17 protein-coding genes are annotated in these 13,155 nt (G+C 70.0%); 6 read left to right on the top strand and 11 right to left on the bottom strand.

The window, feature by feature from the left end:
• Positions 1 to 42: 42 nt before the first annotated feature.
• Positions 43 to 963, bottom strand: a complete 921-nt coding sequence (locus ACFDTH_RS02160; protein ID WP_375285860.1) for an L-threonylcarbamoyladenylate synthase — start codon at positions 961 to 963, stop codon at positions 43 to 45.
• Between the two features lie 39 nt (positions 964 to 1,002).
• Here ACFDTH_RS02160 and ACFDTH_RS02155 point away from each other — a divergent pair, with 39 nt between their 5' ends.
• Positions 1,003 to 2,676 carry an acyl-CoA dehydrogenase gene (locus ACFDTH_RS02155; RefSeq protein ID WP_375285859.1) on the top strand — a complete coding sequence of 558 codons (1,674 nt, stop codon included), beginning with the start codon at positions 1,003 to 1,005 and terminating at the stop codon, positions 2,674 to 2,676.
• A gap of 4 nt (positions 2,677 to 2,680) precedes the next feature.
• Here ACFDTH_RS02155 and hisF read toward each other — a convergent pair whose 3' ends face one another.
• Genes hisF through hisB form a run of 5 tightly spaced genes read right to left on the bottom strand, consistent with a single transcriptional unit; the run spans position 2,681 to position 5,655 of the window.
• A complete protein-coding gene (hisF, locus tag ACFDTH_RS02150) occupies positions 2,681 to 3,445 on the bottom strand; it encodes an imidazole glycerol phosphate synthase subunit HisF (RefSeq protein WP_375285858.1) in 765 nt (254 codons plus the stop codon).
• Positions 3,442 to 4,176: a 1-(5-phosphoribosyl)-5-[(5-phosphoribosylamino)methylideneamino]imidazole-4-carboxamide isomerase gene (gene hisA, locus ACFDTH_RS02145; RefSeq protein ID WP_375285857.1), complete on the bottom strand. Its 735-nt coding sequence runs from the start codon at positions 4,174 to 4,176 to the stop codon at positions 3,442 to 3,444. The genes hisF and hisA overlap by 4 nt, the downstream gene beginning before the upstream one ends.
• A complete protein-coding gene (hisH, locus tag ACFDTH_RS02140) occupies positions 4,173 to 4,778 on the bottom strand; it encodes an imidazole glycerol phosphate synthase subunit HisH (RefSeq protein ID WP_375285856.1) in 606 nt (201 codons plus the stop codon). Before hisH ends, hisA begins: the two co-directional genes overlap by 4 nt.
• On the bottom strand, positions 4,775 to 5,059 hold the full coding sequence (locus ACFDTH_RS02135) for a YciI family protein (protein ID WP_375285855.1): 285 nt from the start codon (positions 5,057 to 5,059) through the stop codon (positions 4,775 to 4,777). Before ACFDTH_RS02135 ends, hisH begins: the two co-directional genes overlap by 4 nt.
• Positions 5,056 to 5,655: an imidazoleglycerol-phosphate dehydratase HisB gene (gene hisB, locus ACFDTH_RS02130; protein WP_375285854.1), complete on the bottom strand. Its 600-nt coding sequence runs from the start codon at positions 5,653 to 5,655 to the stop codon at positions 5,056 to 5,058. Before hisB ends, ACFDTH_RS02135 begins: the two co-directional genes overlap by 4 nt.
• 72 nt (positions 5,656 to 5,727) lie before the next feature.
• Between hisB and ACFDTH_RS02125 the strand changes: the two genes are divergently transcribed.
• Entirely contained in the window at positions 5,728 to 6,216 is a 489-nt protein-coding gene (locus ACFDTH_RS02125) for an SspB family protein (RefSeq protein ID WP_375285911.1), read from the top strand.
• Positions 6,217 to 6,579: 363 nt separating this feature from the next.
• Here ACFDTH_RS02125 and ACFDTH_RS02120 read toward each other — a convergent pair whose 3' ends face one another.
• The 5 genes from ACFDTH_RS02120 to ACFDTH_RS02100 all read right to left on the bottom strand — a co-directional run bounded on the left by ACFDTH_RS02120 (position 6,580) and on the right by ACFDTH_RS02100 (position 9,156).
• Positions 6,580 to 7,179, bottom strand: coding sequence for an anthrone oxygenase family protein (locus tag ACFDTH_RS02120; protein ID WP_375285853.1), 600 nt, complete (start codon positions 7,177 to 7,179; stop codon positions 6,580 to 6,582).
• 434 nt (positions 7,180 to 7,613) lie between these two features.
• Positions 7,614 to 7,823, bottom strand: coding sequence for a DUF2842 domain-containing protein (locus tag ACFDTH_RS02115; protein WP_375285852.1), 210 nt, complete (start codon positions 7,821 to 7,823; stop codon positions 7,614 to 7,616).
• Positions 7,820 to 8,371, bottom strand: a complete 552-nt coding sequence (locus tag ACFDTH_RS02110) for a 5-formyltetrahydrofolate cyclo-ligase (RefSeq protein ID WP_375285851.1) — start codon at positions 8,369 to 8,371, stop codon at positions 7,820 to 7,822. The genes ACFDTH_RS02115 and ACFDTH_RS02110 overlap by 4 nt, the downstream gene beginning before the upstream one ends.
• 291 nt (positions 8,372 to 8,662) lie before the next feature.
• Positions 8,663 to 8,971, bottom strand: a complete 309-nt coding sequence (locus ACFDTH_RS02105; RefSeq protein WP_375285850.1) for a cell division protein ZapA — start codon at positions 8,969 to 8,971, stop codon at positions 8,663 to 8,665.
• Entirely contained in the window at positions 8,971 to 9,156 is a 186-nt protein-coding gene (locus ACFDTH_RS02100; protein WP_375285849.1) for a hypothetical protein, read from the bottom strand. Before ACFDTH_RS02100 ends, ACFDTH_RS02105 begins: the two co-directional genes overlap by 1 nt.
• Positions 9,157 to 9,272: 116 nt before the next feature.
• Between ACFDTH_RS02100 and gap the strand changes: the two genes are divergently transcribed.
• From gap to ACFDTH_RS02080, 4 genes are all read left to right on the top strand, one after another.
• Positions 9,273 to 10,277, top strand: coding sequence for a type I glyceraldehyde-3-phosphate dehydrogenase (gene gap, locus ACFDTH_RS02095; RefSeq protein ID WP_375285848.1), 1,005 nt, complete (start codon positions 9,273 to 9,275; stop codon positions 10,275 to 10,277).
• An 87-nt stretch (positions 10,278 to 10,364) separates the two neighbouring features.
• Entirely contained in the window at positions 10,365 to 10,895 is a 531-nt protein-coding gene (locus tag ACFDTH_RS02090; RefSeq protein WP_375285847.1) for an MOSC domain-containing protein, read from the top strand.
• A complete protein-coding gene (locus tag ACFDTH_RS02085) occupies positions 10,820 to 12,007 on the top strand; it encodes a phosphoglycerate kinase (protein ID WP_375285846.1) in 1,188 nt (395 codons plus the stop codon). Before ACFDTH_RS02090 ends, ACFDTH_RS02085 begins: the two co-directional genes overlap by 76 nt.
• 179 nt (positions 12,008 to 12,186) lie before the next feature.
• On the top strand, positions 12,187 to 13,155 hold a 969-nt coding region (locus ACFDTH_RS02080), incomplete at its 3' end, for a M28 family metallopeptidase (RefSeq protein WP_375285845.1).

The raw sequence follows: 13,155 nt of genomic DNA, 5'->3' as shown, positions 1-13,155 counted from the left end.
CGGTCAGAAGGTTAAGCGGCGTATGCGGCGGAACCGGACCAGTCAGCGATGCGCGGCGCGGCGAAGCCGATCGACGATGGCGGCGCCGATGCCCGCGGCAGGTACTGGCGCGACCGCGATCCGGGCGGCAGGCGAGGCGTCGGCGCGGTGGAGCGCGGCGAAAAGGTTGGCCGCCGCCTCGGCCAGGTCGCCCGTGGCCGACAGCGTGTCGTCTCCGAGGACCGGGCCGAAGCCGATCAGCCACTCGTCTTCGGCTGAGTCGATCGCATCGAGGCGGAGCGGCTTGCGCGGGGCATAGTGGCTGGCGAGCTGGCCGGGAGCGGCGGGTGTTTCGCCACCCGAGGACCGGACCGGCAGACCAAACACCTCGGGCGGGATCGGGCCAGGGCGCAGGATCGTCTCGTCCGCGACGATGGTGGATTCGACGCCGGCGGGGCAGGCGCCGTCGTCGATCACCAGCGGCACGCGGTCCCCCAGGCTGGTGACGACATGCGAGGCAGTGGTGGGGCTGATCGCGTTGCTGGCGTTGGCGGAAGGAGCGGCAAGCGGTGCGCCGGTTGCCGCGAGCAGCGCCTGAATCGCGCGGTGCGCGGGGATGCGGATCGCGATCGTCTCCAGGCCCGCGGTGACCGCGGGGGCGATGCCCGCGTCGGCACGGAGCGGCAGCACCAGGGTGAGCGGGCCGGGCCAGAAACGCGTTGCCAGATCGCGGGCGCGGACGTCGAAGGTCGCCAGCGCTTCTGCCGCGGCGAGATCGGGCACGTGCACGATCAGTGGGTTGAAGCTGGGCCGTCCCTTGGCCGCGTAGATCGCCGCCACCGCCTCGGCGCGTCGCGCGTCGGCGGCGAGGCCGTACACCGTTTCGGTGGGCACCGCGACGATTCGCCCGGCGGCGATCAGCGCCGCGGCTTCGGCGATCGCCGCGGTGCCGTAGCGTCGGACTAGCGGAGGTTGAGGCGCCATCGCGCAGGGCTATAGCGGCGCGGAGCAGGAGAGAGAACAATGGCCCCCGTCGCCGAGCAGCGCTTCGTTCTGGATACCATCGCCGGCCTGCCGGAGCTGGCGAACACCGAGCGGTTCGCCGCCGCCACTCCCGACGTAATCGAGGCGGTGCTGGAGGGCGTGGCGCAGTTCGCGGACGGCGAATGGGCGCCGCTCGCCCGCGCCGGCGACACCGTCGGTGCGAAATGGACGGCCGAGGGCGTGGTGATGCCGGAGGGCTACGCGCAGGCCTATCGGGCCTTCGTGGAGAACGGCTGGGGCACGATCGGCGTGCCCGAGGCGCATGGCGGGCAGGGCTTGCCGTTCGCGGTGCAATGCGCGGTACTGGAGACGCTCGGCACCGCCAACATGGGCTTCGCGCTCTGCCCGATCCTGACGGTGGGCGCGATCGAGGCGCTGGCGCATCACGGCACGCCCGAGCAGCAGGCGATCTACCTTCCGAAGCTCGCCACCGGCGAGTGGACCGGCACGATGAACCTCACCGAGCCGCAGGCGGGCAGCGACGTCGGCGCGCTGCGCGCCACCGCCACGCCGCGCGGAGATGGCACCTTTCTGGTGAAGGGCACCAAGATCTTCATCTCGTTCGGCGACCACGACATGGCGGAGAACATCGTCCACCTCGTGCTTGCCCGCACCCCCGACGCGCCCGTGGGGACGCGGGGCATCTCGCTGTTCCTGGTGCCCAAGGTGCGGCTGGACGGGGCGCCGAACGACGTGCGTGTCGTCTCCATCGAGCACAAGATGGGCTTGCACGCCTCTCCGACGTGCGTGCTGGCCTTCGGTGAGGACGATGACTGCGTCGGCGAGCTGATCGGCGCCGAGTTCGGCGGCATGCGCGCGATGTTCACTATGATGAACAATGCCCGCCTTAACGTCGGCCTCCAGGGCGTGCAGGTTGCCGAGGCCGCGACGCAGAAGGCCGTCGCCTTCGCGCGCGAGCGGGTGCAGGGCGTACGGGCGGGTTCGCCGGCGGCGATCGTCGAGCATCCGGACGTGCGCCGCATGCTGATGCGGATGAAGGCGCAGACGCAAGGCGCGCGGGCGCTGATCTATTATGCCGCCGGGCAGGTCGATCGTGCCGGGATGGGGGACGCCGCCGCCAAGGCGCGGCTGGAGCTGGTGACGCCGCTCGCCAAGGCGCATGCCACCGATCTCGGCAACGAGGTCGCCAGCCTGGGCGTGCAGGTACATGGCGGCATGGGCTTCATCGAGGAGACCGGCGCGGCGCAGTTCTTCCGCGATGCGCGGATCACGCCAATCTACGAGGGCACCAACGGCATCCAGGCGGCGGACCTGGTGGGGCGCAAGCTGACGCTGGAGAATGGCGCAGTGTTCGGCGCGCTGATCGCCGACCTGCGCGGCGCAGCGCATCCGCGGCTGGGTGAACTGGTCGAGGCGTGCGAGGCGGTGGGGCGGCGGCTCCAGGCTGCCGATGCGGACGACCGTCTGGCGGCGAGCTACCCGTTCCTGACCATGCTGTCGGTCGCCACGTGCGGCTGGCTGCTGGAGCGCGAGGCGGCGGCGGTGGAGGACGACGCCTTCGGCCGGCACAAGCGCGCGGTGGTCGCCTTCTATCTCGACCAGATCGTGCCCGAGGCGCTGGGCCTGCGCGCCGCCGCCGAGGCGCCGGCGAGCCAGCTCTATGCGCTGGAAGCTGAAGCGCTGGCGAGCTGAGCGGTCAGGCCGGCCGCCGCACCGGCACGCCGGCCGCCGCCAGCGCGGCGTGGGCGTCGTCGATCGAGGCTTCGCCGAAGTGGAAGATCGAGGCGGCGAGCACCGCGCTGGCATGGCCGCGAGTGACTCCCTCGACCAGATGGTCGAGCGTGCCGACTCCGCCGCTCGCCACCACCGGCACGCTGGTGCGGTCGGCGATGGTGCGGATCAGGTCGAGGTCGTAGCCGTCGCGGGTGCCGTCGCGATCCATCGAAGTGACCAGCAGCTCGCCCGCGCCGAGATCGGCGAGGCGCAGCGCATGCTCGACCGCGTCGATCCCGGTGGCGCGGCGGCCGCCGTGGGTGAACACCTCCCAGAGGTTTCCGACCCGCCGCGCGTCGATGCTGGCGACGCAGCATTGCGCGCCGAACCGCTCGGCGATCTCCGCCACCACCTCCGGCCGGGCGACTGCGGCGGAGTTGACCGCGACCTTGTCGGCGCCCGCCAACAGCAGCGCGCGCGCATCCTCCGCGCTGCGCACCCCGCCGCCGACGGTGAGCGGCATGAAGCACACCGCGGCGGTGCGGCGGACCACGTCGAGGATCGTGTCGCGCTCCTCATGGCTGGCGCCGATGTCGAGGAAACAGAGCTCGTCCGCACCCGCGGCGTCATAGGCACGGGCCTGCTCGACCGGATCGCCGGCGTCGATCAGGTCGACGAAGTTGACGCCCTTGACCACGCGGCCGTTCGCCACGTCGAGGCAGGGGATGACGCGAGCGCGGACGGTCACGCGGCCGCCGCCACGCTGAGCGCCGCGCCGAGATCGAGACGGCCGTCGTAGAGCGCGCGGCCGGTAATCACCCCCTCGATCCCGTCCCGCGCGTGGAGCGCGAGCATGTGGATGTCGGCGATGCCGGCGACGCCGCCGCTGGCGATCACCGGTACGTCCACCGCGCGGGCAAGATCGACGGTGGCGGGGACGTTGCAGCCCTTGAGCAGGCCGTCGCGGCCGACATCGGTGAACAGCAGCGCCGCGACGCCCGCATCCTCGAAGCGGCGGGCGAGGTCCACCACCTCGACATCGGACACGTCGGCCCAGCCCTTGGTGGCGACAAAGCCATCGCGTGCGTCCACCGCGACGACGATGCCGCCGGGGAAGGCGCGGGCCATGTCGCGGACGAACTGCGGGTCCTCCAGCGCGGCGGTGCCGATCACAACGCGGCTGACGCCGAGATCGAACCAGCGCTCGACACTCTCGCGGGTGCGGATGCCGCCGCCGAGCTGGACGTGCCCGTCGAATGCCTCGAGGATCGCGCGCACCGCCTCGCCGTTACGGCTCTCGCCCGCGAAGGCGCCGTCGAGGTCGACGACGTGGAGGAATCCCGCGCCCTGATCGGCGAACAGCCGCGCCTGGGCGGCGGGGTCTTCGCCGTAGACGGTGGCGCGATCCATGTCGCCTTCGGACAGGCGGACGACCTGGCCGGCCTTGAGGTCGATGGCGGGGAAGACGATCAGGCTCACGGCCGCCACTCCAGGAAACGTGCCAGCAGGTCCAGCCCGTAGCGCTGGCTCTTCTCCGGGTGGAACTGAACCCCGGCTAGATTGTCGCGGCCGATCGCGGCGGTCACCGCGCCGCCATGGTCGGTGGTCGCCAGCACGCCCGCGCCCTCGAAGGCGAAGCTGTGGAGGAAATAGGCCTCGCCGGGTACGATCAGCGGGTGATCCATGGTGGGGACGACATCGTTCCAGCCCATGTGCGGCACCTTGGCGGCGAAGTCGGCGGGCTCCAGCCGGCGGACGGTGCCGGCGAGCCAGCCGAGCCCGCGGTAGGTGCCCAGTTCCTCGCCTGCTTCGGCCATCAGCTGCATGCCGACGCAGATGCCCAGGAAGGGCCGCGCCTGCTCCAGCACGCGCCGCTCCAGCGCCGCGACCATGCCGTCGATCCCGCGCAGTGCCGCCGCACACGCGCCGAATGCGCCGACGCCGGGCAGCACGATCCGGTCCGCGCGCGCGACAACGTCCGGGTCGGCGGTCACCGCCAGGTCCGCGCACCCCGCCGCGGCGAGCGCGTTGGCGACCGAATGGAGGTTGCCCGCGCCGAAGTCGATCAGCGCCAGCGTCATCCCTTGAGTGCTTCGAGCCCCGGCGCGACCACCGAGGGTTCGATCTCGATGAACTGGTATTCGGCGAGGCCGTGGACCGCGAACGGGTCGGTTGCCGCCCACGCCTCCGCCTCCGCTTGCGTGCCACGCACCACGATCATCCCGCCGGTGACCGGCACCTTGCGCCCGGCGAACAGCAGCCGGCCGCTCTCCAGCCCGTCGCGCAGCCAGTCGAGGTGCGCCGCCCGGTGGGCGGTGATCGTCTCGGGCGGGACGACGTAACTCAGCAGCATCACGATCATCCCGCACCTCCCAGAGTGCCCTTGGTGGAGGGGATCGCATCGGCGCGGCGCGGATCGATCTCCACCGCCTCGCGCAGCGCGCGCGCCAGCCCCTTGAACGCGCTCTCGGCAATATGGTGGTTGTTCTCGCCGTGCAGCGTCTCGACGTGGAGGGTGATGCCGGCGGTCTGGGCGAAGCTGTGGAACCAGTGCTGGAACAGCTCGGTATCCATTTCGCCCAGCCGCTTCTGGCTGAACGCGGTCTTCCACACCAGCCAGGGGCGGCCGGAGATGTCGAGCGACACGCGGGTCAGCGTCTCGTCCATCGGCGAGAGCGCGTGGCCGTAGCGGCGGATGCCGCGCTTGTCGCCCAGCGCCTGCGCCAGCGCCTGGCCGATGGCGAGGCCGGTGTCCTCCACCGTATGATGCTGGTCGATATGCAGGTCGCCCTCGGTGCGGACGTTGAGGTCGATCAGCGAGTGGCGCGAGAGCTGCTCCAGCATGTGATCGAAGAAGCCGACGCCGGTCCGGACGTCGAACGTGCCGGTGCCGTCGAGATCGAGGGTGACGGCGACCCGGGTCTCGGAGGTGTTTCGGGTGACGGTGGCGGTGCGCATTGCAAGCGGCCTTAGCGGGTTGCGGCCGCCATGCAATCTTGACGGGGGGCGGGCGTGCGCTACCCAAGGCACATGAACGACGCGCTGCCCGACAGCCTGATTCCATACGACGAGATCGTGCAGGAGGCGCTGCGCGCCGTGGTGGGCCGCGTGCTCGGCTCGGTGGCGGAGGGCGGCGGCGCGCTGCCCGGCGAGCACCATTTCTACATCACCTTCAAGACCCAGGCGCCCGGCGTGGACATCCCGCGCCGCCTGATCGAGCGGTTCCCGGACGAGATGACGATCGTTCTCCAGAACCGCTTCTGGGATCTGGCGGTGGACGAGCAGCGCTTCTCGGTGGGGCTGAGCTTCAACCAGGTGCCCTCCAAGCTGGTGATCCCCTATTCGGCGATCACCGGCTTCCACGATCCCGCGGTGAACTTCGAGCTGCGCTTCCAGGCGCAGGAAGGGCCGGGGGATGGCCCGGGCGGGCATGACCCGGCGGAGAATGACGAGCCGGTCGCGCAGCCCGCGGAGGATGGCTCGAACGTGGTGAGCGTGGACTTCAAGCGGAAGAAGTAGGGCGCCGGGGCGCACGCCTGAGCGAAGCTCAGGGCGAAACGCCCCAGCCCGGCCGGCGGGTCGGCAGGGCCGAACCCGTCCGACGACGTGGGCTTCGCCCACGGCGGGCGTATGCCGCGGCGCGGAAGTTGACACTAAGTTGACACCATCGGCGTGTGTCTCGGCCCGCCGAGCCGGACCCTGGACGCGGAACAGCCACAGGCGCACCTTGCCTGACCGGAGCGGGCGCGGCGACATGATTCGGCGGTGGAAAGAGCGACATAGCGTATAATTGACTCGGGCCGTGTAGGAAAGCGGGGGCGGCAGGATTTGGCTGGGTTTCTGCGGCGACTTCGCCTGATGACCGGCTTTGCTCATAAGCGGTCAAAGGTTTGCCACGAACCAAATCAAGAAGACCGTCACTCCGGCGAGCGCGATTGCGAGCACCAAGCGGACAGCGATCGGGTCTCGTGGAGCGACTTCGCTCGGCCATGGTGTGGTGAGCGCCCGCAATGGGGCGACAAAGGCCGCGGTCGCTCCGGCAACTCGGATCCAATCCAGCGTCACCCACGTTCGCGCCATCGCGATCGATTGGGCGTCCGTGATCGTGTCCTTCGGCGATGCGACCCCGTGATAATAGAGCGCGGCGTTCATCGGCCAGAACGCGCCGACCGTCAGAATAAGTAGGAGGAGAATGCCGACGGAGGGAAGACACAGTAGCCAGCGATAGCGCCAAGGAGTGCGCCATCCGGCGATGAGGGCGCCAAAACCCGCGACGAGCATCAGCGCCGAGAACGGAATGAAGAACATGCCAGTGTCGACCGGCCAGGCTTTGCCATATGGCATCATCGCCAAAGACGCGGGCGGATGGGCGCTCCAGGCTCCGGCCAGGACGAGAAGATCGAAGAGCTTCGCGCCGAGGAGTGGTCCTCCAGCCAGCACTGCGAGCCAAAGGAACGCGCGGGTGAGTCTTGCCCTGGTCATAACGCTCCTTCGTCAGTCGACTATGCCTGCTCGGCGCAAAGCCTCCGCGAAAAGCTGCCTGACAGCAATCCCCCAGTTCCGGCCATCCCGTCACCCCGGCCCCGTGCCGGGGTCCACTGGGAGGCGGCGGAGGGCAAGCGGTTCGGACGGTTGCTCTCCGTGCGCGGTGGATCCCGGCACATGACCTGTCCTGAGCTTCGCCGAAGGGGCCGGGATGACGGTTCGGGTGAACGGCAGCTCCCCCGCTAGCGAACACTCGCAACCTCCTCCCGGTCGTCCTGAGGGGTGACTAAGCAGCCCCGCCGGGGGCGTGTCGAAGGACGGGATAGGAGCGGTGCTTCGAAGCGAGCCATCAGGCGTGATGTTGCTGTTCTTGGCGGAGCAAGGCAGCGGGGCCCCGGGTCAAGCCCGGGGTGACGGCGGGGCGGCTCGGCCTACGCCCGCCAGCGGCCCGTCTCCATCCAGCGCAGCAGCGGCTTCATCGGGGTGATCCAGACTATGCCGGTGACGAGGTACACCAGCAGCTGCGCCCAGCCGGGCAGCCGCGCCAGCTGCGCGGAGAAGCTGGCGATCAGCACGCACCACAAGGCGATCAGCGCCAGGATCATCAGCATGCCTGCGGGTTTGCGCCAGCTGGGCGTCATCGGGAAATCCATCCTGTTTCGGTGACGATCGCGTCGAGCGGCATGTCCCACGGGTCCGCGGCGATCGCGGGCGCCTGCTGGACCGAGAAGGCGATTCCGATGCGGCGCGCGCGGGGGCGGGCGGCGAAGGCGCGGTCGTAGTGGCCGGCGCCCTGGCCGATGCGGTTGAGCGCCGCGTCGAAGGCGACGAGGGGGGTGAGGATGATGGCGGGCTCCACCTCCGCTGCGTGGGGCTCCGGCTGGCTGAGGCCGAAGGGGCCGGCGGCGAGCGCGTCCTCCGGGTGCCAGGCGAGGAAGCGCAGCGGGGTGGCACGGTCGATGACGTGGGGAAGGGCGAGGGTCCAGCCGGCGGCGATTGCGGCGCGGGCGAGGGGGGCGGGGTCGGCCTCGTCGCCGAGGGGGGCGTAGGTGGCGAGGGTGCCCTTTGCCGGTGTTGCGGAGAGGAGGGTGAGGAACTCCGCGGGGGCCGCGATCTCGGGCTTGCCGCGCGCAACGAAGGCGGCGCGGGCGGTGCGGGCGGCGGTGCGGAGCGTGCGTTTGTCGGTCATTTTAGCGGGCGGCGCCGCGGCGGAGCCGCGTCGGGACGTCGGACGTGTCCGGCTGCGCCGGCACGCCGGCCGCGCTTGCGCGCAGTGGAAGCAGCTCTGCTGCTTCTCCCTCGCGCTGCGCGGTGGCGGGACCGCCTTGGCCGTTTGCCGGATTATCCACTGACGCCCAATACGTCAGATGGGGACCATGTACGTCAGACCAGGATCTGCGCAGGGACAGCCCCCTTGGATGATGAATAGCCTCAGGGATGTCTCGTAGCTCGTACCGGGCAGTACCCGCCGCCGTGCAATCTAGGCGCCCGGCGCGTCCTGCTCAAGGGTTTCCGCAAGCGCTTCGAGCCGTTCGGCGAGCGCGAGCAGGGTGGGATCGTTGCCGTCCGGCGCGGGCGGCGGCGCGTTCTGCGCTTCGTCGAGCGAATCGGCGAGCATCAGCGCGATCAGCAGCATCGCGCGCTCGCTCGCCCCGGCGCCCGCGGCGCGGCGCGCGGCAGGCCAGCGTTCGTCCAGCATCGCGCCCAGCCGCTCCAGCCGCGGCTCGTCGCCATCGGCACAGGCGACCAGGTGGCTGCGGTCGCCGATGGTGAGCGTCACCTGCGCCATCAGTCGCCTTTCGCGATCAGCTCGTCGAGTGCGGCGACCGCCTCCGCCATGCGCGTGCGCAGCGCACCATGGCGGCGGGTGATCGCCGCCGCCGCCTCCGCCTTGCGCGCGGCGGCGGCCTCGATCCGCTCCAGCGCGGCATCGATGCGGGCCATCACGGCGGGCGGGGTCTCGGGCTCGGCCATTCCGCCAGCGATAGCATTCCGCACCCGCGCGGCAAGCGGGTTCGCGCGGTTGACGGGCGCGCGTTCGGCTCGCAAAGCGTGCCGCAACGCGGAAACGGGTGGGACAGGAGACAGCGATGACGAAGGTGGCGATCAACGGCTTCGGCCGCATCGGGCGGCTGGTGGCACGCGCGCTGATCGAGCGCGGCAGCGAGCTGGAGCTGGTGACGATCAACGACCTGGCGGATGCCAAGAGCAACGCCTGGCTGTTCAGCCGCGACAGCGTCCACGGCAAATATGCCGGCACGGTCGAGGCCGAGGGCAGCGACCTGGTGATCGACGGCAAGCGCATCCGCGTCACCGCCGAGCGCGATCCCGCCAACCTGCCGCACAAGGAACTGGGCGTCGACATCGTGCTGGAATGCACCGGCTTCTTCACCGATCGCGCCTCGTGCCAGAAGCATCTCGACGCGGGCGCGAAGAAGGTGCTGATCTCCGCGCCGGGCAAGAACGTCGACCTCACCGTCGTCTATGGCGTCAACCACGACATATTGGAGGCGGGCCACACGATCGTTTCCAACGCCAGCTGCACCACCAACTGCCTGGCGCCGGTGGCCAAGGTGCTCAACGACGCGATCGGCATCGAGCGCGGGCTGATGACCACCATCCACGCCTATACCAACGACCAGAAGATCCTCGACCAGATCCACCCGGACCTGCGCCGCGCCCGCGCCGCGGCGATGAGCATGATCCCCACCACCACCGGCGCCGCGCGCGCGGTGGGCGAGGTGCTGCCCGAGCTGAAGGGCAAGCTGGACGGTTCCGCCGTGCGCGTGCCGGTGCCGGACGGGTCGCTGGTCGACCTGACCTTCATGCCCGGCCGCGACGTGACCCGCGACGAGGTGAACGCGCTGCTCAAGGCGGCGTCGGAGTCCGGCCCGCTCAAGGGCGTGCTGGAATATTCGGAGGAACCGCTCGTCTCGATCGACATCGTCCACACGCCGTTCTCCTCGACGGTGGACGGGCTGGAGACCGCGGTGATCGACGGCAAATTGGTGCGCGTGGTCAGCTGGTACGACAATGAATGGGGCTTCTCCAACCGCATGGTGGATACCGCCACGGTGATGGCGAAGCTCGGCTAAGTCGATGGCGCCACAGCCGTTCATGCTGAGCGCAGTCGAAGCACAAGCGCTGCGCGTGCCCTTCGACTGCGCTCAGGGCGAACGGCGGTGAGTGGGGTCGGCACCCTGCTCGGCATCGCGCGCCATCCGTTCTCGAAGGCGCCGATGGAAACGGTGGAGCGGGTGGCGGTGACGTGCGAGGGCGGCATCGCCGGCGACTTTCGCGGCGCGATGCGGCGCGGGCCGTACAAAAGGCAGGTGACGCTGATCGAGGCGGCGGACTGGCAGGCGGCGCTGGCCGAGGTGGGCCACGTGCTGCCCTGGTCGGACCGGCGGGCGAACCTGCTGGTCGACGTGGACCTGCCGCAGGCGGCGGGCGCGCGGGTGCGGATCGGCGACGTGGTGCTGGAGATCACCCGCGAGTGCGATCCGTGCGAGCGGATGGAGGCGCTGGCACCCGGCCTCAAGGCGGCGCTGCTGCCCGACTGGCGCGGCGGTGCCTGCGCGCGGGTGATTACGGGCGGCGAGATCGCCGTCGGCGACAGGGTGGAGATCGAGGCAACATGGACCGGCAATTCCGAACGCTCGACGATATCGGCGACATTCGCGGCAAGCGCGTCCTCGTCCGCGAGGATCTAAACGTTCCGCTCAGTGACGGCGCGGTCACCGACGACACGCGGCTGCGCGCCACCGTCGCCACCGTCGCCGAGCTGGCCGACAAGGGCGCGATCGTGCTGGTGCTGGCGCATTTCGGCCGGCCCAAGGTGCCATCGCCGGACCTCAGCCTGGCGCAGATCGTCAAGCCCTACGAGGCGGTTCTGGGGCGGCCGGTGCGCTACGTCGACTGGGAGGGCGATGCGGCCAATGTCGCGACGCTCCAGCCCGGCGACATCGCGGTGCTGGAGAACACGCGCTTCTTCGGCGGCGAGGAAAAGAACGATCCCGCCACCGTGGCGCGCTTCGCGGCGCTGGGTGACCTCTACGTCAACGACGCCTTCTCCGCCGCGCACCGCGCGCACGCTTCGACCGAAGGGCTGGCGCATGCGCTGCCGGCGTTCGCGGGCCGGGCGATGGAGGCGGAGCTCGACGCGCTGGAGAAGGCGCTGGGCAATCCCGAGCATCCGGTCGCCGCGGTGGTCGGCGGCGCCAAGGTTTCGACCAAGCTGGACGTCCTCAAGCACCTCGTCGGCAAGGTGGATCACCTGATCATCGGCGGCGGCATGGCGAACACCTTCCTCGCCGCGCGCGGGGTGAATGTGGGCAAGTCGCTGTGCGAGCACGACCTGACCGGCACCGCCGAGGAGATCCTCGACGCCGCCGACAAGGCCGGCTGTACGGTGCACCTCCCCTATGACGTGGTGGTGGCGAAGGAATTCCGTGCGAACCCACAGACGCGCACCGTCAACGTCCACGAGGTCGCGGCGGACGAGATGATCCTCGACATCGGCCCGGCTGCGACGGAGGCGCTGGGCGACGTGCTCAAGAATTGCCGCACCCTGGTGTGGAACGGGCCGCTGGGCGCGTTCGAGACGCCGCCGTTCGATGCGGCGACGGTGGCGCTGGCGAAGACCGCCGCGGCGCTGACCAAGGAGGGTGGGCTGGTCTCGGTGGCGGGCGGCGGCGACACGGTCGCCGCGCTCAACCAGGCGGGCGTGGCGGGGGACTTCACCTTCGTCTCCACCGCTGGCGGCGCGTTCCTCGAGTGGATGGAAGGGCGCGAGTTGCCGGGGGTGGCGGCGTTGGCACGGTAATCTGTTGTTCCGTGAAGCTTGTTCTCCTCAACCCGTTCGTGCTGAGTAGCCCCTGAGCGAATGCGAAGTGGCGTATCGAAGCACCTGGCGCGGTCCTTCGATACGGGCCTTCGCTGACGCTCAGTCCCTACTCAGGACGAACGGTGGGTGGGGTTCACCTTGTCGAAAGTGAGTTCCCCATGCGTCTAGCTGCCCTCCTGCTTCTTACCGCCACCCCCGCCGCCGCGCAGGTGAATATCGAGACCGAGAAGCGCGTCACCCAGGCGCTCTCCACCGACGCGTTCGAGGGGCGCGCGCCCGGCACCGTGGGCGAGGAGAAGACGGTCAAGCTGCTGGTCGACGAGTTCACGAAGCTCGGCCTCAAGCCTGGCAACAACGGCAGCTGGACACAGACCGTGCCGCTGATCGAGCTGACCGCGAAGAACGTGTCGCCGCTGGTCTTCACCGGCGCCAAGGGCAGCTTGTCGGCGGCCTATGGCCCCGAGATGGTGGTGGGCAGCTATCGGTCGCAGCCGCGGATCGAGGTGAAGGACTCGCCGGTGGTCTTCGTCGGCTATGGCATCGTCGCGCCGGAGAAGAACTGGAACGACTATGCCGGGCTCGAGGTGAAGGGGAAGACCGTCGTCATCCTGGTCAACGACCCCGATTACGAGCGTACCGACCTGACCGGCCCGTTCAACGGCCGGGCGATGACCTATTACGGCCGCTGGACCTACAAGTTCGAGGAGGCCGCGAGGCAGGGCGCCACCGCGGCGATCATCGTCCACGATACCGCGCCGGCCGCTTACGGCTGGAACGTCGTCCAGTCGAGCTGGACCGGGGCGCAGCAGGTGGCGGACAACGGGGACGGCGGGGCGAAGCAGTCGCCCGCGATCGGCTGGATCAGCAACGCCAAGGCGCAGGCGCTGTTCGCGCTGGGCGGGCACGACCTTGCCAGGTTGACCGCCGCGGCGAAGAAGCCCGGCTTCAAGGCGGTGCCGCTGGACGTGAGGGCGTCGGTGTCGTTCGACCAGAACGTCCGCCGCCACCAGTCCAAGAACGTCGTCGCGCTGCTGCCCGGCAAGGTACGGCCGGACGAGTACGTCCTCTACACCGCGCATTGGGATCATCTCGGCCGCTGCGAGGCGGCGCCCGACGGGGACGACATC

Origin of the sequence: Sphingomonas sp. (assembly GCF_042096255.1) — a bacterium.
GTDB lineage: Bacteria > Pseudomonadota > Alphaproteobacteria > Sphingomonadales > Sphingomonadaceae > Sphingomonas.
This window is presented reverse-complemented; position numbering and strand designations above follow the sequence as displayed.

What these genes read in the sequence shown, in the direction of transcription:
- gap (WP_375285848.1), top strand. Translation starts at nt 9,273, where the DNA reads ATGACGAAGGTGGCGATCAACGGCTTCGGCCGCATCGGGCGGCTGGTG.
- ACFDTH_RS02155 (WP_375285859.1), top strand. Translation starts at nt 1,003, where the DNA reads ATGGCCCCCGTCGCCGAGCAGCGCTTCGTTCTGGATACCATCGCCGGC.
- ACFDTH_RS02135 (WP_375285855.1), bottom strand. Translation starts at nt 5,059, where the DNA reads ATGATCGTGATGCTGCTGAGTTACGTCGTCCCGCCCGAGACGATCACC.
- ACFDTH_RS02160 (WP_375285860.1), bottom strand. Translation starts at nt 963, where the DNA reads ATGGCGCCTCAACCTCCGCTAGTCCGACGCTACGGCACCGCGGCGATC.
- hisH (WP_375285856.1), bottom strand. Translation starts at nt 4,778, where the DNA reads ATGACGCTGGCGCTGATCGACTTCGGCGCGGGCAACCTCCATTCGGTC.
- ACFDTH_RS02120 (WP_375285853.1), bottom strand. Translation starts at nt 7,179, where the DNA reads ATGACCAGGGCAAGACTCACCCGCGCGTTCCTTTGGCTCGCAGTGCTG.
- ACFDTH_RS02105 (WP_375285850.1), bottom strand. Translation starts at nt 8,971, where the DNA reads ATGGCGCAGGTGACGCTCACCATCGGCGACCGCAGCCACCTGGTCGCC.
- ACFDTH_RS02115 (WP_375285852.1), bottom strand. Translation starts at nt 7,823, where the DNA reads ATGACGCCCAGCTGGCGCAAACCCGCAGGCATGCTGATGATCCTGGCG.
- ACFDTH_RS02125 (WP_375285911.1), top strand. Translation starts at nt 5,728, where the DNA reads ATGAACGACGCGCTGCCCGACAGCCTGATTCCATACGACGAGATCGTG.
- hisB (WP_375285854.1), bottom strand. Translation starts at nt 5,655, where the DNA reads ATGCGCACCGCCACCGTCACCCGAAACACCTCCGAGACCCGGGTCGCC.
- ACFDTH_RS02100 (WP_375285849.1), bottom strand. Translation starts at nt 9,156, where the DNA reads ATGGCCGAGCCCGAGACCCCGCCCGCCGTGATGGCCCGCATCGATGCC.
- ACFDTH_RS02085 (WP_375285846.1), top strand. Translation starts at nt 10,820, where the DNA reads ATGGACCGGCAATTCCGAACGCTCGACGATATCGGCGACATTCGCGGC.
- ACFDTH_RS02110 (WP_375285851.1), bottom strand. Translation starts at nt 8,371, where the DNA reads ATGACCGACAAACGCACGCTCCGCACCGCCGCCCGCACCGCCCGCGCC.